Genomic DNA, 23,905 nt, shown 5'->3' with positions numbered 1-23,905 from the left:
GGGGCGTCAACGGACGATCAGACCATCCGCACGAACCACCCGATCAAGGAGCACCACCATGACACTTCCCGCTAACGTCACCACCGGCACCTGGACCCTCGACAACTCGCACAGCGAGATCGGCTTCACCGTCCGCCACGCGGGCATCAGCAAGGTCCGCGGCCAGTTCAAGGATGCGGAGGCCACCCTGGACCTCGCCGAGAACGTGGCCGACTCCAAGGTCAGCGCCACGATCAAGACCGCGAGCTTCGACTCCGGCGACACCAACCGTGACGGCCACGTCCGTGGCGAAGACTTCTTCAACGTCGAGAAGTTCCCGGAAATCTCCTTTGTCTCCCACAGCATCGTCCCCAAGGGTGAGCGCTACGAGCTCCAGGGCGAGCTGACCATCAAGGGTGTCACCCGCCCGGTGGCCCTGGAGACCGAGTTCAACGGCGTTGCAGTGGACCCGTTCGGCATGACCCGCGCCGGCCTGTCCGCCGAGACCACGATCAGCCGCAAGGACTTCGGCCTGACCTGGAACGCAGTCCTCGAAGCCGGCGGCGTGCTGGTCAGCGACAAGGTTGCCGTCAACCTCGAACTGGCCTTCATCGCTCCCGCAGCCTAGCCAGTCAACGCTTGACCGGCCTGGTCCCCGGGGACCAGGCCGGAAAGTCGCGTCCCGCGGTGCGCGGAAGGGCATCCACCGGAGGCGCCCCGACATGCTCCGCAACATGCCGAAGTTCCTTCGATACCGGCACATTCGCGGTCTACAGTGAGAGCCATGAGCAACCCCCATGAGGTCCCTCAGCCGCACCAGCCGGGCAACCCACCGCCCGGGAAGCAGCCCTTGAGCCGGCTGCCGGGCCGGCTTTCGGGCCACAGGCTTGGCAGATTCCGCTTTGAGCTGCCCTCGGACCGGCCCCGGAACTTCAGCGACGTTATGCCCCACGGCGGGTCCTCCGGCATATTCACGGTCAGCTGGCTGCCCATCGAGCTCAAAGTCGCCTATTGGATCTGGCTCATCACCGGATTCCTGGGCCTGCTGGGCGGCGTCATCGGCCTCTTCAAGGCGTTCGTGCTCCTGGCCGTCGCTCCGGGCCTGGGATTCCTCGTGCTCCTGCTGGTGCTGGTGGCACTGGCCCTTTCGGGGGCACAGGTCATCCTGGCCATGAAGATGAAGGAAGGCCGCGAGTGGGCCCGGTTCGCCCTCACGATCATCGCCGGCATTTCCCTGCTGCTTGCCATCCTCAACACCAGCGCGGCCGACGGCCGTGGATCAGGCGACTGGCCGAGCTTCGCCATCAGCCTGGTGGCCACAGTGCTGATGTGGCTGCCCAACTCCCAGTCGTGGTTCGCCTCGCTCCGTGGCCGCATCTGACCTGCGCTTATGCAGCTTCCGGGCACCCTCGGCTCCCTGCGGCACCGGCCCTTGACCGGCGCCCAAGCACGCGGCGAGAATACCTCTCGGGAATGATCCGCGCGGGCGCCGGCCCGCGGTACGGTGGATGTAAACCATGCTGGGGGCAGGGCAGGAAGCTGTTTCCGGTATGCGAATCAGACCGCCATACAAAGGAACGCCCATGAGCATCCCGCCAGTCCCGCCGTCGCAACCGGACTCCCCCGAGCCGGGCGAACAGCCGGCCCCCCGCTACGGCCAGAATGCACCCCAGTACGGACAGGCCCCATCCGCGCCGCCGTACGGGCAGCAGGCTCCGCAGTACGGACAGAACGCCCCGCAGGCTCCGCAGTACGGGCAGCCGCAATACGGACAGAACGCCCCGCAGGCGCCGCAGTACGGGCAGCCGCAGTACAACCAGCAGGCTCCGCAGTACGGACAGCCCGGGTACGGCCAGTCCCCTTACGCCCAGTCCCCCTCCGATCAGCCGCAGCCGACGTCCGGGATGCCCAAGCTCGTCAACACGGCCTTCTGGCTAATCGTCGCGTCCGGCGCGGCATGGATCATCTCAATCCTGATGGCCCTCGGAGCCCTGGATTCCCCGGAAATGCGGACCATGTTCGAGGAATCGATGGCCCCCAGCGGCGGGGACATCCGCTATGAAGACATCCGGCCCGTCATCGTCGGGAGCATCGTGGTGTTCGCCGTGATCAGCGCCGGACTCTACGCCCTCGTCGCCCTGAATGTGCGCAAGGGCAAGAACTGGGCACGGATCCTGGGAACGGTCTTCGCCGCCCTGTCGATCTTCAGCATGTTCCCGCTGAGCCTCGCCACGCTGGCGGTCCCGCTCGGTATCGCCGGCATCGTGATGCTGTACCTGCCGGCCACGTCGCCGTACTTCGCCAAGCGGCAGCCGTTCGCCAACCCCTACGGGCAGCCGGGCGGACCGTACTAAGCCGCAGGCACCGGCGCGGCGGGCGCGGGAGCCGGACGGGCCGACTGTTGTTAGTCGGCATCCTCCGGATCCTGCGCCCTTTGTGCGTGATAGGCGAGGATCTGGAGTTCGGTGGCCATATCCACCTTGCGCAGGTTGACCCCGGGCGGCACCTGCAGCATCACCGGGGCGAAGCTGAGGATGCTCCGCACACCGGCGGCAATGACCCGGTCGCAGACGTCCTGCGCCACGGCGGCCGGCAGTGCCAGCACCACCATGTTGGTGCCGGTCCGCTGCAGTACCGGTTCGAGATCGGCAGCGTCGCTGACACGCAGCCAGCCCACCTCGCTGCCCACCACCATCTGGTCCGCATCGAAGATCGCCACAATGTCGAAGCCCTGGGATTCGAATCCGCCGTACCGGGCCAGCGCCTTGCCGAGGTTACCGGCACCGACGATGGCGACCTTCCAGTCGCGCGTCAGGCCCAGCGCCGCGGCGATATGCCGGTTGAGGTACTGGACGTCGTAGCCGACGCCGCGGGTCCCGTAGGAGCCGACATAGGACAGGTCTTTGCGGAGGGTGGACGAGCTGACCCCGGAGGCCTCGGCCAGGGATTCGGACGAGACCCGGTCAATGCCTTCGGCAAGCAGGGTGGTGAGGGCGCGCAGATAAATGGTCAGCCGGGCCACGGCCGCGGGCGGAATCTGCTTGGCGGCAGCCCCTGCTCCCCCGGGCATCGCCTCAGGGGAAGAATCCAGCGATGTCACTATCAGCTCCATTGAGTCGCGTTGTGACTTCCACTCTAGAGCCCCCGCGGTTCAGCGAACAAAGCAGCCGTCCCCCACGGCTCCCCGCGCCTCAGGCCTGCCGGCCCAGTGCCTGCCGCAGCGTCCGCTCCAGCCGGGCTTCGTCGATCTTCCAGAAGTCCCGCTGGACGCCGTCCACCAGCACCACGGGGATCTCCTCCGCAAAACGTTCCCGCAGGTCGGCGTCGTCATCTATCGACTGCTCACGCCAGCCGATCCCAAGGCCCCGGGTGACGCGGTCGACGGCGGCGCGCGCCGCCGAGCACAGGTGGCAGTCAGCTTTGGTGATCAGGACGACGTCGGGGCTTGGCATGGCTCCACGGTAGCCCGGCCGCCGCTCCCGCGTCGACGCGCCCGACACGTCCGGCGCCGCCGCCGCGGTCCGCGCGACGGGAACCGGCCCCGGCGGTGACTAGACTCGTGGCATGTCCGAAGAGAAGTACGCCGTTGTGGTCACCAACCCCGTTGCAGCACCGCAGCACGGCGAGGCCGCGTTCTTCGACGTCGACAACACCCTCATGCGGGGGGCCAGCCTGTTCCATGTGGCCCGCAAGATGCACCAGCGCGGGGCTTTCACGATCCCCCAGGCGCTCGGGATTGCCTGGAAGCAGCTTATGTTTGTGCTGCGTGGGGAGAAGATCGCTGACGTCCATGCCGTCCGCGAAACCGCCCTGGGACTGGCCGCCGGCTTCACCGTTGAGGACATCAACGTCCTCGGCCAAGAGGTTTATGACGAAATGATCGAATCCCGGATCTGGCCGGGGGCCAAGGCGCTGGCCGAGCAGCACCTCCGGGTGGGCCGCAGGGTCTGGCTGGTGACGGCGACGCCGGTCGAGGTGGCCACGGTGATCTCCACCAGGCTGGGCCTCACCGGCGCGCTCGGCACGGTGGGCGAGATCCTTGACGGTTCGTACACCGGCCGGCTGGTCGGGGAGATCCTGCACGGCCCCGCCAAGGCGGTGGCCGTCCAGGCGATGGCCGAGGCCGAGGGGCTGGACCTGGCCCGGTGCTGGGCGTACAGCGATTCGCGCAACGACATCCCGATGCTGAGCATGGTGGGACACCCCGTGGCCATTAACCCCGACTCCGGGCTCCGCCGCCATGCCCGCGACAACAACTGGCCGGTCTACGACTTCCGCGCCGGACGCCGCGCAGCCACCCTGGGGCTCAAGGCCGCGACCGTCGGAGGGGCCATCTACGGCCTCTGGCGGGGGTTCTCCCGCTTCCGCGGCCCCACAGTCTGACCCCGCACCGCTTTTCCGCTACGCTTCCGGGCGGGCGCTGCGCGTCCGGCTCAGCGCTACGCGGATCCGCGTAGCGCCCGCGCCAACCCGCGTCGCCCGTCTGAAAGCGCGTCGCTGGCCCGAAGGCGCGTCGCCCGTTTGAACCAGGCGCGGAAAGGCCACAGAAAATGCCCGCCGCCGTGAGGCAACGGGCATTCACCTGATGCGAAGTATCTCTACTTCTTATTGCGACGCTGGTGGCGCGTCTTGCGAAGCAGCTTGCGGTGCTTCTTCTTGGCCATACGCTTGCGACGCTTCTTAATAACTGAACCCACGAAAGTTCCTTACCGGCTAGATGCAGTACCTGCCTGTTGGAAAGGGTCCGCGGGCTAAGCAGCAGACTGTACAACTGACAGGTTCTTACAATGACGTAAAACGTTCCTTAACAGGGTACCGCCTATCGGGGGCACACCACGACCGCAGACACCCTCCGGCGCCCGCGGATCCTCATTCCGGCCGCACAAGACGGCGGAACGTCAGGCTGTTTCTGTATGCCCGTCGACCACAGCACCTTTAACGTACTGTTCGACGGCGGTTTCCGGCACCCGGTAGGAGCGGCCGAAACGGACCGCCGGCAGCTCGCCGGAGTGAACCAGCCGGTACACGGTCATCCTGGATACGCGCATCACATCCGCAACTTCAGCCACGGTCAAGAAGCGCGCATTGGAGAAGTGAGCCTCCGAAGACATTTCCCTATTCCTTTGCTCAAGCGAACGGCAGCCCCATCTGAACGACATGGCGGTGTGCCGATGCTGAGCCATCAAACAACCATGTGCTAGATACTCTAGGGGCTGATGGTGACGATGTGAAAGGGTTGCGGGAATCTCCATCCCCGGCCAGGAATTTCCGCCGCACTGCCCGACAGCCGCACTGCCCGACCGCCGCACTGCCCGACCGCCGCACTGCCCGGCCGGCGCGCTGCCCGGCCGGCGCGCCGCCCCGCCCGCCTAGCCCCGGGTCCGGCGGACGCGTGCGGAGGCTGCCAGCTGCGCCAGGACCGAGGCCGTGGCATCCCAGTCCATGCAGGCGTCCGTCACGCTCCGGCCGTAGACCAGCTCATCGGTTCCGGCGGCGTGCTCGGCGACGTCGAGGTTCTGCGCCCCGCCGACGAGGAAGCTCTCCAGCATGACACCGGCGATGGCACCTGCCGAGGTACCGCCGCTCTCCAGCTGCGCGCCGATTTCGAGCGCGACCTCGGCCTGCCGGTGGTGGTTCTTGCCGCTGTTGGCGTGGCTCGCGTCAACGATCAGCCGCGGGTTGAGCTGTGTGGCCGCCAGCCTGGCGGTGGTGGTCTCCACGTCGGGGGCGGAGTAGTTGGGTCCCTTGCGTCCGCCACGCAGGATGATGTGCGTGTCGGGGTTGCCGGCGGTGGAGACCAGTGCGGCCCGGCCCTCGCCGTCAATGCCGAGGAACGCCTGGGCTGCCCCGGCGGCACTGCACGCGTCGAGCGCGACCTGCAGGTCGCCGTCGGTCCCGTTCTTGAAACCGATCGGCATGGACAGTCCGGACGCCAGCTGGCGGTGGATCTGGCTTTCGGTGGTGCGGGCACCGATGGCGCCCCAGGAGACGAGGTCCGCCACGTACTGCGGGCTGATGGGTTCCAGGAACTCCGTGCCGGCCGGCAGTCCGAGTGCGGTGACCTGCTGCAGGAAGCGCCGCGCGGCGCGCAGCCCGGCGGCGATGTCGTGGCTTCCGTCGAGCCGGGGATCGTTGATCAAACCCTTCCAGCCCACCGTCGTGCGGGGCTTCTCGAAGTAGGCCCGCATCACGATCAGCAGGTCCTCTTTGTGCTTCTCGGCCTGGCTGACCAGCCGGCGGGCGTATTCGAGGCCGGCCTTGGGATCGTGGATGGAGCAGGGGCCCACAATGACGAGCAGGCGGTCATCGACGCCGTCCATGATGGCGCGGACCTCGTCCCGGCCCCGGGCCACGACATCGGCCAGGCGGGTGTCCAGCGGCAGGTCCGCGATGATTTCCTGCGGGGTGGGCAGCGGGGTGAACTCGCTGATGCGCAGGTTGGACGTGGACTGCTGGGATTCGGGGGTTGCTTCGATGCTCATGGGGGTCCTGTTCCGGGGTGCGGAGCGGGCCCTGATCAGAACCCGCCGGGAAATGGCGAAGGGCAGAGAATGATCTCTGCCCTGTTGGCTCTGAAGGAAGGTTGGATGCGTGTCAGCTAGACGCGGGCCCCTCCAGAGCCAACGAAAAATACGCATACCAACGGTTTGTCATGGTGTGACGATAGCCCGGCGATGGTCTTCCCGGCAAAATCCGGGACGTAACATTCCAATCTTGGCGAGAGGAACAGCCCAGCCTTGGCGAGAGGAACAGCCCAGCCTTGGCGAGAGGAACGGCCGGCGGATAAGGCGGCCGCAGGGGCGGATCAGGTCCCGGAACCCAGCCCGGCTTCCGCGTAGTAGCCCTCGATGTGGTCCGCCACCAGCTGCGCCGCGCGGCCGCCCTCGTGGCCGGCGATGGCCGCCAGGATGCCCCGGTGTTCGGCCCGGAGCCGCGCCGCGGTGGAGGCCCAGTCCGGGACGTTTCCGGTCAGCCGTCCGGCATAGTCCTGAATGGCTTCCCGGAGCGAGCCCATCATGGCGCTGACGACGGCGTTGCCCGCGGCATCCGCCAGGGCCAGGTGGAAGCGGACATCCAGGGCGAGAAACGCCTCCGTGTCGGCGCAGCTCTCCATTTGCTCCAGCAGCCGGGCCGCCTCGGCCAGCGCCGGCGACTCCGGGCGCGCCCGGGATGCGGCCCAGGATTCGAGCAGCACGCGCGTCTCCACGATGTCCCTGACGGGCAGGTGCGAGGTGGCGACGTGCAGCCGCAGCGCCGAGCCCAGCGCCGCCGTCGGGTCGGCGATGACGACGGTCCCTGATTCCGGGCCCGACCCCACCCCGGCCCGGAGCACACCCATGGCCTCCAGGACGCGGATGGCCTCGCGGACGGAGGTGCGGGAGACCTTGAGCTGCTCGGCGAGCGACCGTTCGGCCGGAAGCCGTCCGCCCAGGGCCAGCTGGCCGCTGGAGAGCTGGCCCTCGATCCACTGCAGGACAAGCTGGTGGGTACGCATGGGCCCATCCTACTTGATGTGGTTGGACCACACGCTTAGACTGTGGTTGGACCACACTTCCCCGGTGGCTGGGTTTCAGGTTTTTGGGCCGGCGGGGACCCCGACATCCAGGAACACGAGACCTGCCCGGAGGCAGCTATGACGCAGACCATCGAGCCCGGCAACCCCGAGGCGCCCACCCAGCCCGAAGACACCGTTGCGGGCACCCGCTCCGCCGCAGCCGCCCCGGGGAAAATTCCGGCCCTGACGCGCCGCGTCCCCAAGTACTCGGACCTCGCCCCGCTGATGCAGTTCAAGAAGCCCGAGTTCAGCCGCGCCGCCAGGCTGCGGGGTGCCAGCACCATCTGGGACCTCCGCGACCAGGCCAAGCGCCGCACCCCGCAGGCGCCGTTCGACTACACCGACGGCGCGGCCGAAGCGGAGATCACCCTGCGCCGCGCCCGCGAGGCGTTCCTGGACATCGAGTTCCGGCCCGGCATCCTTCGCAACGTCTCCAAAGTGGACTTGAGCACCGACATCCTGGGCAAGACGTCCCGGCTGCCGGTCGGCATCGCGCCCACCGGCTTCACCCGGATGATGCAGTCCGAAGGCGAGTACGCCGGTTCCCAGGCAGCTGCGGCCGCCGGCATCCCCTACACGCTCTCCACCATGGGCACGGCCTCCATCGAGGACGTGGCCGCCGCCGCACCGGACGGCCGGAACTGGTTCCAGCTCTACCTGTGGACCGACCGCGACCGCTCGCTGGAGCTGATCGAGCGTGCCGCCAGGGCCGGCAACGACACCCTGATGGTCACCGTGGACACCGCCGTCGCCGGGGCCCGGCTCCGGGACGTCCGCAACGGCATGACCATCCCCCCGGCGCTGACCATCAAGACCGTACTGGACGCCTCCTACCGGCCGGCCTGGTGGTTCAACTTCCTCACCCATGAGCCGCTGACCTTCGCGTCGCTGTCCCGCTACACCGGAACCGTCGCGGACCTGATCAACTCGATGTTCGACCCCACCCTGACGTTCGAGGACCTCGACTGGCTGCGCGAAACCTGGAAGGGCAAACTCGTGGTCAAGGGCATCCAGACCGTCGAGGACGCCCGCCGGGTGGTGGACCACGGGGCCGACGGTGTGGTGCTGTCCAACCATGGCGGACGCCAGCTGGACCGCGCCCCGATCCCGTTCCACCTGCTCCCGGACGTCAAGGCGGCGCTCAAGGCAGACAACAGCGACGCGGCGATCATCCTGGACACCGGCATCATGAGCGGGGCGGACATCATCGCCGCACTGGCCCTGGGCGCCGACTTCACGATGATCGGCCGCGCCTACCTCTACGGCCTGATGGCCGGCGGGCGGGCCGGCGTGGACCGGGCCATCGAGATCCTGGAAAAGGACATGCTCCGCACCATGGCCCTGCTGGGTGTCAGCCGGATCTCGGAGCTGACCCCGGACCACGTGCGGCTGCTCTCCAGGTAGCCGCGCTCCCGGTATCCGCCACGGACATTCCCCGCGGACACAACAGTGGCGGCCGTGTTCTTCATGAACACGGCCGCCACTGTTGTCCGGGGGGCTGCCCGGGGGTTGCCCGGCAGGGCGGAAGGCCGGTCCTAGATGAGTCCCTGGGCGAGCATCGCGTCGGCCACCTTCACGAATCCGCCAATGTTCGCGCCCAGCACGTAGTTCCCCGGATCCCCATATTCGTCCGCGGTTGCCGCGCAGCGGTCGTGGATTCCGACCATGATTTCGGTGAGCCGTGACTCGGTGTGCGCGAAGGACCAGGAGTCGCGGCTGGCGTTCTGCTGCATTTCCAGCGCGGACGTGGCCACGCCTCCGGCGTTGGCGGCCTTGCCCGGGCCGAACAGGATGCCGGCGTCCTGGAAGACCGCGACGGCTTCACGGGTCGAGGGCATGTTGGCACCCTCCGCCACCGCGAGCAGTCCGTTGCGCACCAGCCGGGCGGCGGCGTCGCCGTCGAGCTCGTTCTGCGTGGCGCACGGCAGCGCGACGGTCGCGTCGAGGTCCCAGACGGAGCCACCGTCCACGTAGTCGACGGCGGAGCGCCGGGCCTCGTAGTCCTTGAGCCGTCCGCGCTCGACCTCCTTGATCTGGCGCAGCAGCGCGACGTCAATCCCGGCCTCGTCCACGATGTAGCCGGAGGAGTCCGAGCAGGCCACGACGGTGGCGCCAAGGGACTGGGCCTTGGCGATCGCGTTGATGGCGACGTTGCCGGAGCCGGAGACCACAACGCGCTGGCCGTCGAAGGACTGGCCGCGGGTCTTGAGCATCTCCTCGGCGAAGATGACGGTGCCGTAGCCGGTGGCCTCGGGCCGCACCAGCGAGCCGCCCCAGGACATGCCCTTGCCGGTGAGGACGCCGGATTCGTAACGGTTGGTGATCCGCTTGTACTGCCCGAAGAGGTAGCCGATTTCGCGGCCACCGACGCCGATGTCACCGGCCGGGACATCCGTGTACTCGCCGATGTGGCGGTACAGCTCGGTCATGAAGGACTGGCAGAAGCGCATGACCTCGGCGTCCGAGCGTCCGCGGGGGTCGAAGTCGGAGCCGCCCTTGCCGCCGCCGATGGGCATGCCGGTCAGGGCATTCTTGAAGATCTGTTCGAACCCGAGGAACTTCACAATGCCCAGGTTCACCGAGGGGTGGAACCGCAGGCCTCCCTTGAAGGGTCCCAGCGCCGAGTTGAATTCCACCCGGAAGCCGCGGTTGATCTGAAAGTGGCCGGCGTCGTCGACCCAGGGGACCCGGAAGATGATCTGCCGTTCGGGCTCGCAGAGCCGTTCGAGGACGGCGCCTTCGAGGAACTGGGGGTGGCGGTCATGGACCGGGCCGAGGCTTTCGAAGACCTCGGTGACTGCCTGGTGGAATTCCTCTTCGCCGGGATTCCGTGCCAGCACCGTGTCCCGGATAGTTTCAAGCCGTGCGTCCATTGCAACTCCCTAAACCCTGGGCGCCCCACGTTGGGCGCAATAAGCAAGCCGTTCCATGGTTGCACCGGACGGGAGGGGATTTCTATTCGGGCACCGGCGGGCGTCCCATGTGACTAAAGCGCAGTGGCGCAGAACACACCCGGAACGGGCTACTTCTTGCGGCCGAACTTCGGCAGGCTGGCGAGGAGGTCGGCGGCCCGGGTGGCGGCCCTGCCGACGGTACGGCCGATCTGCTGCGGCATTTTGTCCTCTCCTGCCGTTCCTACCGGGAGAACGACGGCGGGGCTCAGCGGGCCTCCGGCGGGCCGTCCGGCGGGCGCCGCGGCAGGCTGCGACGCCGCGGCAGCTGGTGCTGCGGGCGCAGTGGCTGCCGGTGCTGCGGCGAGGGAGTCGGGGACGGTTTGGCGCCGGGGTTCCGCTGCCTGCGCCGGCAACGGTTCCGGTGCGGCGGCAGGCCCGACGTCGAACGTCTCCAGCCAGCTGGCAATCCCGGCCAGCGGCTTGGGGTTGAGCGTGTAGTAGCGCTTCTGGCCCTGGGCGCGCATACTCACCAGGTCCGCCTCGCGGAGTACTTTCAGATGCTTGGAGATAGTGGGCTGGCTGGCCTCAAGCTCCTGGACCAGCTCCCCCACTGCCTTGTCCCCCTTGCGGAGGGATACCAGAATGTCACGCCGGGTTGCCTCAGCAATGACGGCAAATACGTCGTCTGTCACCATGCCCTCCACCCTAGCGACATATACGCCGGATGGCATCACTAACTGCGGGGCCCGGCTGTAGCCGCCGGGCATTGCCCCGTCCCGGACGCGGTGCTAGAACGGACGCACCGCCTTTCCGGCAGGTGAGGCCGCAGCCTACCGACGCAGAGGAGTGGACCACCATGGGGGATTTCTTCCGGAAACAGCTGTTCAACATCATCGCTGCCGTGTTCCTGGCCCTGTTCGTGATCGTCTGGGGCAACGTGCTCCTCCAGGTCTGGGTGTTCGTCCCGGAGGTCCCGGGAACCCCGCCCAGGCTGAACGGCGCCGTCGTCTGCGCTGCCGGGGTGCTGTCCACCTCGCTGAGTTCACTGACCGCCTCCGCACTGGGGTTCACCATGGCCGAGGTCCGGCGGGAGGAACAGAACGGCAACGCGGAGGCTGCCACCCGGGCCCGGGCTGGCGTCTTCGAGTCCGGACCGTTCACCACAAAGCTCTCCGGCCGGGTCATCGCGGCGTTGCTGGTGTACCTCGTGATCGGGCTGCTGGTGCTCGGTGTGTGGCTGGTGAAAGGCACCGCCTCCACCGACCTGATCGGCGCGTTCTCGCTTTCGCTGCTGGGCTGGATCATCGGCGCAGCCGGGGTGGTGTTCCAGACCGAGAAGCCCAGCCCGCAGCCTACTGCAGCCGCTTAGCCGGAACCGGCTGCCGGGCCAGGGACCATCCCGTACAGGCGCCTAGTCGAACCAGGGGTCCAGTCCGTAGAGAGGGAAGATCTCCTTGCGGGTGGCCATGACCGTCCGGTCCACTTCGTCGTTCGGGTCGAAGCCGACTTCCCAGGAGCGCCACCAGAGATCGACGCCGTCGCCCATCATGTCCGGCGCCGGCACTCCGTACTTGTCCCCGTACTTTTCCTTCACGTAGCTGCGCCAGTCCTCCGGCACTGGAGTGCTCAGCGGGACGGGTCGCCCGGCAGCGATCGCGATCAGGTGGCTCCAGGCCCGCGGCACCACGGTAACGACGTTGTAGCCCCCTCCGCCGGTGGAGATCCAGCGGTCCTCGCAGTAGCGGGCCGCGAGGTTGCCGATCGCGGTGGCGGCCTCCCGCTGGCCGTCGACGCTGATGTTGAGGTGGGTGAGCGGGTCCAGGCGGTGGGAGTCGCAGCCGTGCTGGCTCACGATGACCTCGGGCGCGAAGGCGCCCACAAGCTGCGGCACCACGGCGTGGAAGGCGCGGAGCCATCCGCCGTCCCCGGTGCCGGCCGGCAGGGCCACGTTGACGGCGCTGCCCTCTGCGTTGGGCCCGCCGATCTCGTTGGCGTAGCCGGTGCCCGGGAACAAGGTCAGCCCCGTCTCGTGCAGGGAGATCGTCAGCACCCGCGGGTCGTCCCAGAAGATGCTCTGGGTTCCGTCGCCGTGGTGGGCGTCGATGTCGATGTACACCACGCGCTGCATGCCGCCGTCGAGCAACCGCTGGATGGCGAGGGCCGCGTCGTTGTAGATACAGAAACCGCTCGCGCGCTCGCGGGCCGCGTGGTGCATGCCCCCGCCGAAGTTCACCGCCCGGACAGCGCTGCCGTCCAGGATGGCGTCGGCGGCGAGGAGGGAGCCGCCGGCGAGCCGGGCACTGGCCTCATGCATGCCGGCGAAGGCCGGGATATCCTCGGTGCCGAGGCCTCGTTCCAGGTCCGGGGTTCCGGGATCCGCGCTCACGCGCCGCACCGCGGCGACGAACTCGGGGCTGTGGACGGTGGCGAGCTCCGAGTCGCTGGCGACGGCCGGGGCCGCCACCGTGACGTGGTCCAAATCGAGCAGACCAAGGCTTCCGGCCAGCTTGGCCGTGAGCTCCATCCGTTCCGGGGCCATCGGGTGGCTGTGGCCAAAGTTATAGGCGGTCATGGAAGGATCCCACACCACCGTCGTTGGCAGTGCGGTCTTGGAGAGCCCCGGGAGGTATGTCATCAATCACAGGCTACCTGAGCGTGGGCCGCCTTTCCCCAGATATTGCGGGGGGTTTAGTGGTTTACTACTGAAGGAAGCAGTTTCAAGCGAGGATAAGCCACACATGACGCAGAGCCAGTCGAGGTCCCAGAGCCCGGCAAACTGGCACCCCGGCACTCCGGAGCGGGAAGGCCTGTGGATCTTCACACGCGTCCGCGACTTTGTCGACAACATCGCCAACACGACGCCGGCCCGTCTGGCCCTGACCGCGTTCGGGCTGGTGATCCTGGTTTTCACCACCCTGCTCTCCCTTCCGGCGTCCTCCGCGACGGGCGACCCCACCCCGCTGCACCAGGCCATGTTCACTGCCGTCTCCGCCGTCTGCGTGACGGGCCTGACCGTGGTGTCCACGGCGGTGCACTGGTCCTTCTTCGGCCAGCTCGTCATCCTGGTCGGCATCTTCGTGGGCGGCCTGGGCACCCTGACCCTGGCCTCGCTGCTGGCCCTCATGGTGAGCAAGAAGCTGGGTGTCCGCGGCAAACTGATCGCCCAGGAGGCCATGAACGCCGGCCGCCTCGGTGAAGTGGGCACCCTGCTGCGGATCGTCATCGTCACCTCGGTGGTCATCGAAGCCACCCTGGCGCTGGCGCTGATCCCCCGGTTCCTGATGCTGGGCGAAAGCTTCGGCCAGTCCGTCTGGCACGGGGTGTTCTACGCGATTTCCGCGTTCAACAACGCCGGGTTCACCCCGCACTCGGACGGCATCGTCCCGTACGAGACAGATTTATGGATCCTCGTCCCCCTGATGCTCGGCGTCTTCCTCGGCAGCCTGGGCTTCCCCGTGGTGATGGTGCTGCAGCAGAACGGCCTGAACTGGAAGAAATGGAACCTGCACACCAAGCTGACCATCCAGGTCTCGCTGATCCTGCTGGCGTCCGGGACCCTGCTGTGGGGGCTGATGGAGTGGGAGAACCTGCGGACCATCGGCGGCATGAACGTGGGGGACAAGGTCATCCACTCGCTCTTCGCCTCCGTGATGACCCGCTCCGGCGGCTTCAACCTCGTGGACCAGAACCAGATGGACTCCACCACCATGCTCCTCACCGACGCCCTCATGTTCGCCGGTGGAGGTTCGGCGTCGACGGCGGGCGGCATCAAGGTGACCACCATCGCCGTGATGTTCCTGGCGATCGCCGCCGAGGCCCGCGGTGACTCCGATGTGAAGGTCTACGGCCGCACCATCCCGGAGGGAACCATGCGGGTGGCCATCTCGGTCATCGTCGCCGGCGCATCGCTGGTCGCCGTGTCGGCCATGGTGCTGCTTCACATCAGCGGCGCGTCCCTGGACCGGGTGCTCTTTGAAACGATTTCCGCCTTCGCCACGGTGGGGCTCAGCACAAACCTCAGTGCCGAGCTGCCACCGTCGGGGGTCTACGTCCTCACTGCCCTGATGTTCGCCGGGCGCGTCGGGACCGTCACCCTCGCCGCCGCCCTGGCCCTGCGCCAGCGCAGCCAGCTGTACCACTACCCGGAAGAGAGACCAATCATTGGCTAGTTCCTCAGGCGCCGTCAACCGCCCCGCCCACAACGCCCCCGTGCTGGTGATCGGGCTGGGCCGTTTCGGTTCCTCCACCGCAGAACAGCTGGTCAAGCAGGGCCGCGAGGTGCTGGCCATCGAACGCGACCGGAACCTGGTACAGAAGTGGTCCGGTGCCCTGACGCACGTCGTCGAGGCGGACGCCACCAACATCGATGCGCTCCGCCAGCTCGGCGCTCAGGAGTTCAGCTCCGCCGTCGTGGGGGTGGGCACCTCGATCGAATCCTCGGTGCTGATCACCGTGAACCTCGTCGACCTCGGCATCGAGCACCTCTGGGTCAAGGCCATCACTCCTTCGCACGGCAAGATCCTGACCCGGATCGGCGCCAACCACGTGATCTACCCGGAGGCTGACGCCGGTGTCCGCGCCGCGCACCTGGTCTCCGGCCGCATGCTGGACTTCATCGAGTTCGACGACGACTTCGCGATCGTCAAGATGTATCCGCCGCGCGAAACCGTGGGCTTCACCCTCGAAGAATCCAAGGTCCGCGCCAAGTACGGGGTCACGATCGTGGGCGTGAAGTCCCCGGGCGAGGACTTCACGTACGCCCGGCCGGAGACGAAGGTGTCCGCACGGGACATGCTCATTGTTTCCGGGCACGTGGACCTGCTGGAGCGGTTCGCCGCCCGGCCGTAGCGGCTCTACGGCCCCGTTCGGGACGACCGACGCACATCGACATCGCGGAGCAGTCCCCCTTGCGCCTGGCACGGACCCCCGCGCGGCGGATTCCGCCTGGCGACGCGCGAAAGCCCTGGCGCTGCCGGAATACGGCAGCGCCAGGGCTTTTGCGCGTCATAAGACGGATTGCGCGTCGCCTTTGGACTGGTCGTCTCCGCGAGGTGGAAGCGGTGATGTCCGGGGCCCTCAGCAACCGCACTTTCAGGGCCTGGCGGTCTTCGCCGCCTTCGCAGCGGCCTTGGCCGCCTGCTTGCTGGCCCGCACCTTACTCAGCGACTCCGGATCCACAATGTCAGCGACGGACAGGAAGGCGTCCTCCTGACCATAATGGCCGGCGGCCTCGCGCCAGCCTTCAGCCTGGAGGCCGCACCGCTTTCCCAGCAGCGCCAGAAAGATCATCGCTTTTTGCTCGCCAAATCCCGGCAAGGCCTTGAGCCGGCGCAGCACCTCCTGCCCGTCGGGGTCACCCTGTGTCCAGATGGCAGTAGCGTCCCCGTTCCAGTCGTTGTGCACCGTCTCAGCAAGGGATTGGACGCGGCCGGCCATTGATCCGGGGAACCGGTGGACGGCCGGGCGCTCTTTGAACATCTCGACAAACTTTTGCGGATCGTAGCCGGCGATCGCGGCCGGATCCATGGAACCGATGCGCGTCCGGATTTTTTTGGGACCGGCAAAAGCCGATTCCATGGTCACCTGTTGGTCAAGCAGCATGCCGGTGAGCAGTGCAAACGCGTCGTCGCTGAGCAGTTTGTCCGCCGCGGGATCCCCTGTGATGTGCAGTTCCATGGGTCCCATCCTGCCACCCGGTCCGGTCTGCGTCATGGGTTGCGCCTGCGTCTGCCGCTAATCAAGCTGTTTGGTGATCTCCGCTGCCCGGGCGGCGGCGGCTCGGGCGCCGTCAGCGATGATCGCGGGCAGGCCGCGCGCGTCAAAGGTGGCGATGGCGCGTTCGGTGGTGCCGTTGGGGCTGGTGACAGCCTTGCGCAGCGCCGCCGGGTCCGCACCCGGCTCAGCCAGCATAAAGCCCGCCCCGGCGACGGTTTCACGGGCAATCAGCAGCGACAACTCACGGTCCAGTCCCAGTTCGACGCCGGCGTCCGCCATCGCTTCGGCCAGGTAAAACGCGTAGGCCGGGCCCGAGCCGCTGATCGCGGACAGGGCGTTGACCTGGTCTTCGGGGATTTCCACGACGGTGCCGGCGGCTGCCAGCAGGTCCTTGGCCAGCTGGAGCTGCGCCGGGGAACAGTGCGTGCCCGGCGACACCGAAATGACGCCACGGCCCAGCTGCGCCGGGGTGTTCGGCATGCTCCGGATCACGGGCTGGCCGGCCGGCAGCGCCGCTTCCAGCTGCTCCACTGATACGGCGGCGGCGACGGAAATGACGATCGTGTCCGGTGCCAGCGAATCGCCGATCTCCCGGGCCAGGTCCGCGATGCCCACGGGTTTGACGCCCAGGATCACGACACGGGAGCCGGTGGCCGCCTGTTTGTTGTTCTCCGGCTCTTCCTCGCCGGCGATGGCCGTGATGCCGTGATGCCGTTTGGCCAGTTCGTCGGCGCGTTCGGTGCGCCGGACCGTGGCGACGATGTCCGCCGGGTCGGCGCCGCCGGCGATCAGACCGACAAGGATGGCCTCGTTCATTGATCCACAGCCCAGGAATGCGATTCGGTTGCTCATGCCCCCATCATTGCAGTCCGGCCCGATTCCCAGCCAGCTCCCACCCGAAGGTCAGCCTCTTCACAATCTCCGCGGCTAACGTGGTGGGTACCTCATTGAGGGTGCGAGTGATGCGGCAGGCATGCGGATGTCTGCCCGGCACCGGTGGTCCGCAGCGGGTTTCCCCCATTTTCCCGCAGCGGACGGCCGGTGCCTTCGCCGTTAACGCACAGCCCACCCCGGCCGGCTCCCCCGCCCGTCACATTTATGAGGTCCCCGAAGTGCCACGGGCGTCACCGGATGCCGGATGACGGGGATTTTTTTGCGTCCGGCGCCTCCTCAGCGGGTGACTGCGGCTACGCGGGGTGGCCGGCCTGGGTCACGTGGGGCGCGGGGTCCAACGGCCCCTCGATGACCAGCTGATCCAGCCGGCGCAGGATCAGGCCTTCGCGGAGTGCCCAGGGGCAGATCTCCATGCTCGGAAACTCGAACATTTCCAGGGCCGCTTCCGCCACCAGGGCCCCTGCCAGGAGCTGGGGGGCGCGGGCTTCTGAGACACCGGGGAGGTTCAGCCGGTCCTCCACCTCCATGGCCGAGATCCGCTGCGCCCACAGGCCCAGGTCTGTGGCGAAGAGTTCCCGCTTGACGTAGGGGCCCGCGCCGCTGGGCGCTGCCCCGGCGATCCGGGCCAGCGAGCGGAAGGTCTTGGAGGTGCCCGTGACGTGATTTGCCTTGCCGAGCTTCGCGAAATCGCGCACCACGGGCTTGAGCGTGGTCCGGATATAGCGCCGGAGTTCCTTCACGCTCTTCGCCGAGGGCGGGTCCTCCTGCAGCCAGTCCCGGGTGAGCCGGCTGGCTCCGAGCGGGACGGACGTCGCAAGTTCGGGGAGTTCGTCCTCCCCGTAGGCCATCTCGAAGGAGCCACCGCCGATGTCCAGGTCCAGGATGGGCCCGGCACCCCAGCCGTACCAGCGGCGGACCGCGAAGAATGTCATCGAGGCCTCTTCGCTGCCGGTCAGTTCCCGCAGCGTCACGGTGGTCTCATGCTTGACGCGGGCCAGCACGGCAGGGCCGTTGGTGGCCTCGCGGATGGCGGAAGTACAGAAAGCCAGCAGGTCTTCGGCCTTGTGCTTGGCCGCGAATTCCCACGCTTCAAGGACGAACTCGATGAGCTCATGCTGGCCGGCGTCGTTGATGCTGCCGTCGCTCTCGAGGAACTGCACGAGGGAGAGCGGGCGCTTGTGCGAGGCGAACGGCACGGGGCGCGCACCGGGGTGGGCGTCAACGAGCAGGAGGTGGACGGTGTTTGAACCAATATCGAGGACGCCTAGACGCATAGTGCCATTATTGCCCCCGGGCACGCGCCCCGCCTAACGGACCGGCCGCGCCCCGATAATCGGCTCAGGCCTGGCCGTCCGTACTGGAGGCGTCTTCGGGCTCGTCGGCGGGCTTGAAGTCGCGGCGGATGTTCGCCACGCCTTCCGGATCGATTTCGAAGCCGAAGGCTGCGCCGGGGTTGATGACCATGCCGAGATCGTCGCCGAGGTTGCCCAGGATCGCGGCGCCCTGGGTGCCGAGCACGTTCGGGGCGGCCGCCAGGTACTGCTCGGTCACGCGGCTCGGGTGGGAGAACACGGCCAGCACAGGATTCCCGGCGGAGTTGGCCAGAACCAGCGGCTCGACCTGGGCATCGGCGCCGTCGAGCACGTCGGAGCTGACAATGTAGACCTCGTTGTTGAGGAAAGCGAGGATGACGTCCACGGGGTTGGCGTCGGGCTCCTCCCCCCGGGCAAGCTGCATTTCGAGGTCGTTCAGCGGCTGGAGGTCCAGGTGATCGGGCTGTTCAGTCATGTCTCTACTCGACCACGTTGCGCCCGGGTCCGCAAACGCGAGATCGCCGGAAACCTGCGAAGTCGCCGGAAACTCCCTCCGGCGAACCCGCACGCTTCCGGCGACTTCGGTGTGGCTGGGCTACTTCTTCGCGGCCGCCTTGCGTGCCGGGGCCTTGCGGGCCGTCGTCGTGCGCTTGACCGGGCCCTTGGCGCGCTTCTCCGCGAGGAGTTCCACGGCCTGTTCCCGGGTGAGCTCCTCCACCGCGGTCGAGCGCGGCACGGTGATGTTGGTGACGCCGTCGGTGATGTACGGGCCGAAGCGGCCTTCCTTCACCACGATGTTCTTCTCCGAGACCGGGTCCGGGCCGAATTCGGCCAGCGGCGGGACGGCGGCGCGGGCGCCGCGCTGCTTGGGCTGGGAGTAGATCTCCAGGGCCTGCTCCAGCGTGATCGTGAAGATTTCCTCTTCCGAGCCGATGGACCGGGAGTCCGTGCCCTTCTTCAGGTACGGGCCAAAGCGGCCGTTCTGCACCGTGATCGGGTTGCCTTCGGCGTCCTGGCCGAGCACCCGGGGCAGGCTCATCAGCTGCAGGGCCTCGTCCAGGGTGATGCTGTCCACGCTCATCGAGGCGAACAGCGATCCGGTGCGGGGTTTGGCCTTCACCGGCTTCTTCGGCGGCTTGGGCTTGCCGTTCTTGTAGTACTCAACGGGCTGGTTGGCCAGCTGCTCCTCGGTCATCTCCGGGATGACCTCGGTAACGTAGGCGCCGTAGCGGCCGTTCTTGGCGACGACGGTGTGCCCGGTGTGCGGGTCCGCGCCGAGCACCCGTTCCTCGGGGGCTGCGGTTTCCATCAGTTCGACCGCCTTGGCCGCGGTGAGCTCATCCGGGGCCAGGTCCTCGGGGACGTTGGCGCGGGCGGCCTCCACCACTTCGCCGGTCTTCGGATCGACCGTGGGGATGGAGCTTTCCAGGTACGGGCCGAACTTCCCGACCCGCAACGTGATGCCCTCGGTGATCGGAATGGAGTTGATTTCGCGGGCGTCGATCTCACCGAGGTTGTTGACGATGCTCAACAGCCCGGGCTTGGAATCCGCGCCGAAGTAGAAGTGCTTGAGCCAGGCGGGCCCCTGGGCCTGGCCGTTGGCGATCTTGTCCAGGTCCGCTTCCATGTCGGCCGTGAACTCGTAGTCCACGTAGTCGTGGAAGTGCTGTTCGAGCAGCCGGATCACGGAGAACGCGATCCAGCTCGGGACCAGCGCGGAGCCCTGCTTCCGGACGTAGCCGCGGTCCTGGATGGTGGAGATGGTGGAGGCGTAGGTCGACGGGCGGCCGATGCCCTTCTTTTCCAACTCGGCGGTCAGCGACGCTTCGGTGAAGCGCGGCGGCGGGGACGTCTCGTGCCCGACGGCGACAATCTCCGAGGCGGTCAGCGCATCGTCCTTGGCCACGTTGGGCAGCCGGCGGGCTTCGTCGGACTCGTCGTCGCCGCGGCTTTCATCCTTGCCTTCCTCGTAGGCGGCAAGGAAGCCCGGGAAGGTGATGACGGTGCCGGAAGCCGAGAACTCGGCGTCGCGGCTTGCACCCGGGGCACCGACAGTCACGGCGCCGAGGCGGATCGTGGCGGTGGAGCCCTTGGCGTCGGCCATCTGCGAGGCGACGGTGCGCTTCCAGATCAGCTCGTAGAGCCGGAATTCGTCGCCGGAGAGCTGCTTGGCGACCTGGGCCGGGGTGCGGAAGGAGTCACCGGCGGGGCGGATGGCCTCGTGCGCCTCCTGCGCGTTCGCTGCCTTGCCGCTGTAGACGCGCGGGGATGCGGGGACGTATTCCGGGCCGTACAGCTCGGAGGCCTGGCGGCGCGCGGCCGTGACGGCCTCGTTGCTCAGCGCGGAGGAGTCCGTACGCATATAGGTGATGTAGCCGTTTTCGTACAGCCGCTGGGCCACCTGCATGGTGCTCTTGGAGGAGAAGCGCAGCTTGCGGCCGGCCTCCTGCTGCAGCGTCGAGGTGGTGAACGGCGCGGCCGGGCGGCGGGTGTACGGCTTGGTGTCGACGGAGCGGACGCGGAAATCGGCGTCCTGTAGGCCGGCGGCGAGGGAGGTGGCAAGGTCCTCGTTGAGGTGCACGGCATTGCGGGAGGTGAGCTCGCCGTTGTCGTTGAAGTCGCGGCCGCTGGCGACCTTGGCGCCGTCGACCATGGCCAGTTTGGCCTTGAACGAGCCGGACCCGGCGCCGAACTGGCCGGTCAGGTCCCAGTAGGAGGCCGATTTGAAGGCGATCCGCTCACGCTCGCGGTCCACGACCATGCGGGTCACGACCGACTGCACGCGGCCGGCGGAGAGGCCTCGGGCCACCTTGCGCCACAGCACCGGGGAGATCTCGTAGCCGTAGAGGCGGTCCAGCACGCGGCGGGTTTCCTGCGCGTCGACAAGGTCCTGGTCGACGTCGCGCAGGTTTTCCATGGCGCGGTGGATGGCTTCCTTGGTGATTTCACCGAAGGTCATCCGGTAGACCGGCACCTTCGGCTTGAGCACTTCCAGCAGGTGCCACGCGATGGCCTCGCCCTCGCGGTCCCCATCGGTTGCGAGATAAAGAGCGTCAGCGTCTTTGAGTTGGGCCTTGAGTTCGGCGACCTTTTTCTTCTTGTCCGGGGACACCACGTAGTACGGCTTGAAGTCGTTATCAACGTCGACGGCGAACTTGCCCACCGAGGTCTTCTTCAGCTCCGCCGGCAGTTCCGAAGGCTGCGGGAGGTCGCGGATGTGACCAATGGAGGCCTCAACGATGAAGCCCTCGCCGAGGTACTTGGCGATGGTCTTGCTCTTGGCGGGAGACTCCACAATCACGAGTTTCTTACCGGTTTTGGCCTTGCTTGGCACGGTGCTCCTACAGAAAAAGGTTGCTCGGGCAGATGCGCCCATACCCGCCTAGTTCACCATATTTTGCGGATTACCGCGCATCCAGCCCCAAACGGAGGGCCCCCGGGCACGACTTCCGGATGTAATGAACCCCCGACAGGCAGTCCTCCGCCGGGGCCGGCCAGGGCGGCCGGCGTCGCGCTCAGGCGGGGCTGCCGGAGGGCTACGCCGGAGGCTTCCCGCGGTCATCCGGGATCAACGACCACAGCGTCGCCATGCGCTCGGCCCCTTCGGGGACCTGGTCCGGGTCCTCCAGTTCGTAGTCCCGCAGCAACTCGAAGAGCCGGTTGTTCAGCTCTGCCCCCTGGTCCGGGGTCAGATAGAGCAGGTTGCTGGCCAGCACCACAGAGGAGGACCCGTCCACGGCCTCGCCGCGCTGGCGCTGCTCGTCCCGGGCCCTGGCGTAGGCGCTGACACGCCGGCGGTAGGCGGCCAGTTCAAGGTCCAGCACGGCGATTTCGGGACTCGCCACCCCTCCGCCCGAGTTGATGGTGAAGTCAGTGCCCGCGGCCTTCCAGCGGCGCTCCCGCGCGTCGCCGGCGGTCGCGGCCGGCACCACGATGCCCCACTTCTGCAGCGCGCGCAGGTGGTAGCTCATGGCGCTCGGGGTGAGGCCGGTCTGTGCGGCAAGTTCGGTGGCCGTCCGGCTCACCTGGGTGGAATACAGTTCGGAGATGACTTCCAGGCGGGCAGCATGGGCCAGCGCCCGGATCGCCTTCGGGTCCGTGATCTCCACGTTCTTCTCCGGGCGCTGCCGGCGTTTCGTGGCCGGTGGGACCGGTGACTCCGCCATTGAGGTTTCTGCATTCACACCACCAGTCTACCGAGCACCGCCAAACTATGAAAGGAATGCTTGACACTGCATTCCGCCGCAGAGTACCTTCTGATAATGAAACGGGTACTTCATAACCAGCAGGCCGCCGCCGGGGCCGCCCAGCCCCTCTGGCGCAACCGCGATTTCGTCCTCGCCAGCGGCGCCCGTTTCATCGCAACGGCCGGCATGGGCGCCGTCATCATCAGCGTCATGCTACACCTTCAAAACCTCGCTGCCGCCGGCCAGACAGCAATCGCCGGCCCCTGGCTCGTGGCGGCGTATCTGCTCTGCTCGGCGCTGCCACTGGTGCTCCTGGCGCCGTGGGCGGGCCGGCTGGCCGACACCCGGGATTCCAGGACGCTGGCGACGGCGTCCTCCGCGGTCAGTGCCGCGGCGGTCGCCGGGATGGGGCTGGGCATGCAGTATCTGGACAACTACCTTCCGGTGCTGTTCGCCCTGACCTTCCTCCTCGACACCGCCCAGGCTGTGGCCGGACCGACCTGGCAGGCCCTGCTGCCCCGGATCGTCGGCGAGGAACGGACCCCGCGGGCGCTGGGCACCATGCAGGCCACCATCATGATCGCCGCCATGGTTGGGTCGGCGGCCGGAGGGCTGCTCAGCGGCTGGGGCGGATCCGGCCTGGTGTTTGCCGTGGCCAGCGGCTGCTATCTGGCGATGGGCGCGGCCGCCCTGCTGATCCGGGCCCGCCGCGGCACGGCCGCCGAGCGGGTCGGCAAGAAGAACCCTGCCCTGCTGGACGGACTGCGCCTGATCCGGCGCGACGGCCTGGTCTGGGCCCTGGTCCTGGGCGCGCTGTTCTTCATTACCGTCGGCGAGACGACCAACGTCCTTGAGGTGTTCCTGGCCCGCGACGAGCTCGGCGCCACAGAAACGCAGTACGGGCTGCTGGCCGCGTCGTTCGGTCTCGGGATGGCGTCCGGGGCGGGGGTCGCCAGCCGGATCAGGACCCCACCCACCCGGCTCCGCGCGCTGCTGGTCTCGATGGCCCTGACCTCGGCTTTCCTGGGGATCATGTCCCTGGTGCCGAACATGGAACTGTTGTTCGTGGCCTACACCGCCATGGGTGTCGCCTGCGGGGTGCTGAACGCGTGTTTCGGGGCAATTGCGATCATGCGGATCCCGGAAAGTGGCCGCGGCCAGGCCATGGCGATCATCGGCGGCATGACCCGGGCCGTCACCGTCGGGGCGCTCGCGCTGGGCGGGCTGCTCGGGGCCACGCTCCCTATCCGGGTGAGCTTCCTGGCCGCCGGGGTGGGCGGGGTCCTGGCGGCCCTGGCCGTCACCGCGTATGTCCTGCCGCGCTACGGCAGCGAGGGCGCAGCCGCCGCGTTGGGCGGATCCGCGGCA

23 protein-coding genes and 1 pseudogene are annotated in these 23,905 nt (G+C 67.7%); 9 read left to right on the top strand and 15 right to left on the bottom strand.

All coding sequences use genetic code 11. The features are described 5' to 3' along the window. Positions 1–58: 58 nt before the first annotated feature. The 3 genes from ACZYX4_RS07975 (at position 59) to ACZYX4_RS07965 (ending at position 2,333) form a co-directional block, all read left to right on the top strand. A complete protein-coding gene (locus tag ACZYX4_RS07975; RefSeq protein WP_463874979.1) occupies positions 59–607 on the top strand; it encodes a YceI family protein in 549 nt (182 codons plus the stop codon). Positions 608–763: 156 nt separating this feature from the next. Then, entirely contained in the window at positions 764–1,360 is a 597-nt protein-coding gene (locus ACZYX4_RS07970) for a hypothetical protein (protein ID WP_463874977.1), read from the top strand. A gap of 202 nt (positions 1,361–1,562) precedes the next feature. After that, positions 1,563–2,333, top strand: coding sequence for a hypothetical protein (locus ACZYX4_RS07965; protein ID WP_463874975.1), 771 nt, complete (start codon positions 1,563–1,565; stop codon positions 2,331–2,333). Positions 2,334–2,383: 50 nt separating this feature from the next. Here the strand turns inward: ACZYX4_RS07965 and ACZYX4_RS07960 are convergent, their stop codons facing one another. Together ACZYX4_RS07960 and ACZYX4_RS07955 are read right to left on the bottom strand one after the other, a co-directional pair. Further along, positions 2,384–3,079, bottom strand: a complete 696-nt coding sequence (locus tag ACZYX4_RS07960; protein WP_463874974.1) for a redox-sensing transcriptional repressor Rex — start codon at positions 3,077–3,079, stop codon at positions 2,384–2,386. Positions 3,080–3,170: 91 nt separating this feature from the next. Continuing rightward, a complete protein-coding gene (locus tag ACZYX4_RS07955; RefSeq protein WP_463874973.1) occupies positions 3,171–3,431 on the bottom strand; it encodes a glutaredoxin family protein in 261 nt (86 codons plus the stop codon). Between the two features lie 112 nt (positions 3,432–3,543). Between ACZYX4_RS07955 and ACZYX4_RS07950 the strand changes: the two genes are divergently transcribed. Continuing rightward, positions 3,544–4,362, top strand: a complete 819-nt coding sequence (locus ACZYX4_RS07950) for an HAD family hydrolase (RefSeq protein ID WP_463874972.1) — start codon at positions 3,544–3,546, stop codon at positions 4,360–4,362. A gap of 215 nt (positions 4,363–4,577) precedes the next feature. Here ACZYX4_RS07950 and ACZYX4_RS07945 read toward each other — a convergent pair whose 3' ends face one another. The 4 genes from ACZYX4_RS07945 to ACZYX4_RS07930 form a co-directional block, all read right to left on the bottom strand. Continuing rightward, on the bottom strand, positions 4,578–4,676 hold the full coding sequence (locus ACZYX4_RS07945; protein WP_003792170.1) for a 30S ribosomal protein bS22: 99 nt from the start codon (positions 4,674–4,676) through the stop codon (positions 4,578–4,580). A gap of 201 nt (positions 4,677–4,877) precedes the next feature. After that, on the bottom strand, positions 4,878–5,090 hold the full coding sequence (locus ACZYX4_RS07940; RefSeq protein WP_463874971.1) for a helix-turn-helix domain-containing protein: 213 nt from the start codon (positions 5,088–5,090) through the stop codon (positions 4,878–4,880). 258 nt (positions 5,091–5,348) lie between these two features. Further along, positions 5,349–6,461, bottom strand: a complete 1,113-nt coding sequence (locus ACZYX4_RS07935; RefSeq protein WP_463874970.1) for a 3-deoxy-7-phosphoheptulonate synthase — start codon at positions 6,459–6,461, stop codon at positions 5,349–5,351. Positions 6,462–6,784: 323 nt separating this feature from the next. After that, complete coding sequence (locus ACZYX4_RS07930) at positions 6,785–7,474, bottom strand: FadR/GntR family transcriptional regulator (RefSeq protein ID WP_463874969.1); 690 nt, start codon at positions 7,472–7,474, stop codon at positions 6,785–6,787. A 138-nt stretch (positions 7,475–7,612) separates the two neighbouring features. Between ACZYX4_RS07930 and ACZYX4_RS07925 the strand changes: the two genes are divergently transcribed. After that, entirely contained in the window at positions 7,613–8,938 is a 1,326-nt protein-coding gene (locus tag ACZYX4_RS07925) for an alpha-hydroxy acid oxidase (RefSeq protein ID WP_463874968.1), read from the top strand. Between the two features lie 131 nt (positions 8,939–9,069). Here the strand turns inward: ACZYX4_RS07925 and gdhA are convergent, their stop codons facing one another. Continuing rightward, the gene (gdhA, locus tag ACZYX4_RS07920) at positions 9,070–10,407 is read right to left on the bottom strand and encodes an NADP-specific glutamate dehydrogenase (RefSeq protein WP_463874967.1); all 1,338 of its coding nucleotides are present in this window, start codon (positions 10,405–10,407) and stop codon (positions 9,070–9,072) included. A gap of 149 nt (positions 10,408–10,556) precedes the next feature. Next, positions 10,557–11,123, bottom strand: a complete 567-nt coding sequence (locus tag ACZYX4_RS07915) for an ArsR/SmtB family transcription factor (RefSeq protein ID WP_463874965.1) — start codon at positions 11,121–11,123, stop codon at positions 10,557–10,559. A 161-nt stretch (positions 11,124–11,284) separates the two neighbouring features. Between ACZYX4_RS07915 and ACZYX4_RS07910 the strand changes: the two genes are divergently transcribed. After that, on the top strand, positions 11,285–11,797 hold the full coding sequence (locus tag ACZYX4_RS07910; RefSeq protein ID WP_463874963.1) for a hypothetical protein: 513 nt from the start codon (positions 11,285–11,287) through the stop codon (positions 11,795–11,797). A gap of 42 nt (positions 11,798–11,839) precedes the next feature. Here the strand turns inward: ACZYX4_RS07910 and ACZYX4_RS07905 are convergent, their stop codons facing one another. Continuing rightward, the gene (locus ACZYX4_RS07905; protein WP_463874961.1) at positions 11,840–13,063 is read right to left on the bottom strand and encodes an acetoin utilization protein AcuC; all 1,224 of its coding nucleotides are present in this window, start codon (positions 13,061–13,063) and stop codon (positions 11,840–11,842) included. A 103-nt stretch (positions 13,064–13,166) separates the two neighbouring features. Between ACZYX4_RS07905 and ACZYX4_RS07900 the strand changes: the two genes are divergently transcribed. Further along, on the top strand, positions 13,167–14,597 hold the full coding sequence (locus ACZYX4_RS07900; protein ID WP_463874959.1) for a TrkH family potassium uptake protein: 1,431 nt from the start codon (positions 13,167–13,169) through the stop codon (positions 14,595–14,597). Between the two features lie 40 nt (positions 14,598–14,637). Next, positions 14,638–15,276, top strand: coding sequence for a potassium channel family protein (locus ACZYX4_RS07895; RefSeq protein WP_463875076.1), 639 nt, complete (start codon positions 14,638–14,640; stop codon positions 15,274–15,276). A 243-nt stretch (positions 15,277–15,519) separates the two neighbouring features. Here ACZYX4_RS07895 and ACZYX4_RS07890 read toward each other — a convergent pair whose 3' ends face one another. From ACZYX4_RS07890 to ACZYX4_RS07865, 6 genes are all read right to left on the bottom strand, one after another. Beyond that, on the bottom strand, positions 15,520–16,104 hold the full coding sequence (locus ACZYX4_RS07890; RefSeq protein ID WP_463874957.1) for an HhH-GPD-type base excision DNA repair protein: 585 nt from the start codon (positions 16,102–16,104) through the stop codon (positions 15,520–15,522). Between the two features lie 57 nt (positions 16,105–16,161). Beyond that, positions 16,162–16,995, bottom strand: a complete 834-nt coding sequence (gene proC, locus ACZYX4_RS07885) for a pyrroline-5-carboxylate reductase (RefSeq protein ID WP_463874955.1) — start codon at positions 16,993–16,995, stop codon at positions 16,162–16,164. Between the two features lie 335 nt (positions 16,996–17,330). Then, positions 17,331–18,311, bottom strand: a complete 981-nt coding sequence (locus ACZYX4_RS07880) for a Ppx/GppA phosphatase family protein (RefSeq protein WP_463874953.1) — start codon at positions 18,309–18,311, stop codon at positions 17,331–17,333. Positions 18,312–18,375: 64 nt separating this feature from the next. After that, complete coding sequence (locus ACZYX4_RS07875; protein WP_463874951.1) at positions 18,376–18,825, bottom strand: SseB family protein; 450 nt, start codon at positions 18,823–18,825, stop codon at positions 18,376–18,378. Positions 18,826–18,945: 120 nt separating this feature from the next. Then, on the bottom strand, positions 18,946–21,684 hold the full coding sequence (gene topA, locus ACZYX4_RS07870) for a type I DNA topoisomerase (protein WP_463874949.1): 2,739 nt from the start codon (positions 21,682–21,684) through the stop codon (positions 18,946–18,948). A gap of 202 nt (positions 21,685–21,886) precedes the next feature. After that, positions 21,887–22,534 carry an ArsR/SmtB family transcription factor gene (locus tag ACZYX4_RS07865; protein ID WP_463874947.1) on the bottom strand — a complete coding sequence of 216 codons (648 nt, stop codon included), beginning with the start codon at positions 22,532–22,534 and terminating at the stop codon, positions 21,887–21,889. 78 nt (positions 22,535–22,612) lie between these two features. Here ACZYX4_RS07865 and ACZYX4_RS07860 point away from each other — a divergent pair. Continuing rightward, positions 22,613–23,863: pseudogene (locus tag ACZYX4_RS07860) on the top strand (MFS transporter); the annotation flags it as partial. Positions 23,864–23,905: the final 42 nt, after the last annotated feature.

The sequence above is a fragment of the Pseudarthrobacter leeuwenhoeki genome (genome assembly GCF_055412885.1).
Note: the sequence above shows the minus strand (reverse complement) of the source record. Positions and strands in the feature narration are given on the sequence as shown.

Bases quoted from the DNA above. Each gene is read 5' to 3' on its own strand.
- ACZYX4_RS07975 (WP_463874979.1), top strand. From the start codon at position 59: ATGACACTTCCCGCTAACGTCACCACCGGCACCTGGACCCTCGACAAC.
- ACZYX4_RS07970 (WP_463874977.1), top strand. From the start codon at position 764: ATGAGCAACCCCCATGAGGTCCCTCAGCCGCACCAGCCGGGCAACCCA.
- ACZYX4_RS07965 (WP_463874975.1), top strand. From the start codon at position 1,563: ATGAGCATCCCGCCAGTCCCGCCGTCGCAACCGGACTCCCCCGAGCCG.
- ACZYX4_RS07955 (WP_463874973.1), bottom strand. From the start codon at position 3,431: ATGCCAAGCCCCGACGTCGTCCTGATCACCAAAGCTGACTGCCACCTG.
- ACZYX4_RS07950 (WP_463874972.1), top strand. From the start codon at position 3,544: ATGTCCGAAGAGAAGTACGCCGTTGTGGTCACCAACCCCGTTGCAGCA.
- ACZYX4_RS07940 (WP_463874971.1), bottom strand. From the start codon at position 5,090: ATGTCTTCGGAGGCTCACTTCTCCAATGCGCGCTTCTTGACCGTGGCT.
- ACZYX4_RS07935 (WP_463874970.1), bottom strand. From the start codon at position 6,461: ATGAGCATCGAAGCAACCCCCGAATCCCAGCAGTCCACGTCCAACCTG.
- ACZYX4_RS07930 (WP_463874969.1), bottom strand. From the start codon at position 7,474: ATGCGTACCCACCAGCTTGTCCTGCAGTGGATCGAGGGCCAGCTCTCC.
- ACZYX4_RS07925 (WP_463874968.1), top strand. From the start codon at position 7,613: ATGACGCAGACCATCGAGCCCGGCAACCCCGAGGCGCCCACCCAGCCC.
- gdhA (WP_463874967.1), bottom strand. From the start codon at position 10,407: ATGGACGCACGGCTTGAAACTATCCGGGACACGGTGCTGGCACGGAAT.
- ACZYX4_RS07915 (WP_463874965.1), bottom strand. From the start codon at position 11,123: ATGGTGACAGACGACGTATTTGCCGTCATTGCTGAGGCAACCCGGCGT.
- ACZYX4_RS07910 (WP_463874963.1), top strand. From the start codon at position 11,285: ATGGGGGATTTCTTCCGGAAACAGCTGTTCAACATCATCGCTGCCGTG.
- ACZYX4_RS07905 (WP_463874961.1), bottom strand. From the start codon at position 13,063: ATGACATACCTCCCGGGGCTCTCCAAGACCGCACTGCCAACGACGGTG.
- ACZYX4_RS07900 (WP_463874959.1), top strand. From the start codon at position 13,167: ATGACGCAGAGCCAGTCGAGGTCCCAGAGCCCGGCAAACTGGCACCCC.
- ACZYX4_RS07890 (WP_463874957.1), bottom strand. From the start codon at position 16,104: ATGGAACTGCACATCACAGGGGATCCCGCGGCGGACAAACTGCTCAGC.
- proC (WP_463874955.1), bottom strand. From the start codon at position 16,995: ATGAGCAACCGAATCGCATTCCTGGGCTGTGGATCAATGAACGAGGCC.
- ACZYX4_RS07880 (WP_463874953.1), bottom strand. From the start codon at position 18,311: ATGCGTCTAGGCGTCCTCGATATTGGTTCAAACACCGTCCACCTCCTG.
- ACZYX4_RS07875 (WP_463874951.1), bottom strand. From the start codon at position 18,825: ATGACTGAACAGCCCGATCACCTGGACCTCCAGCCGCTGAACGACCTC.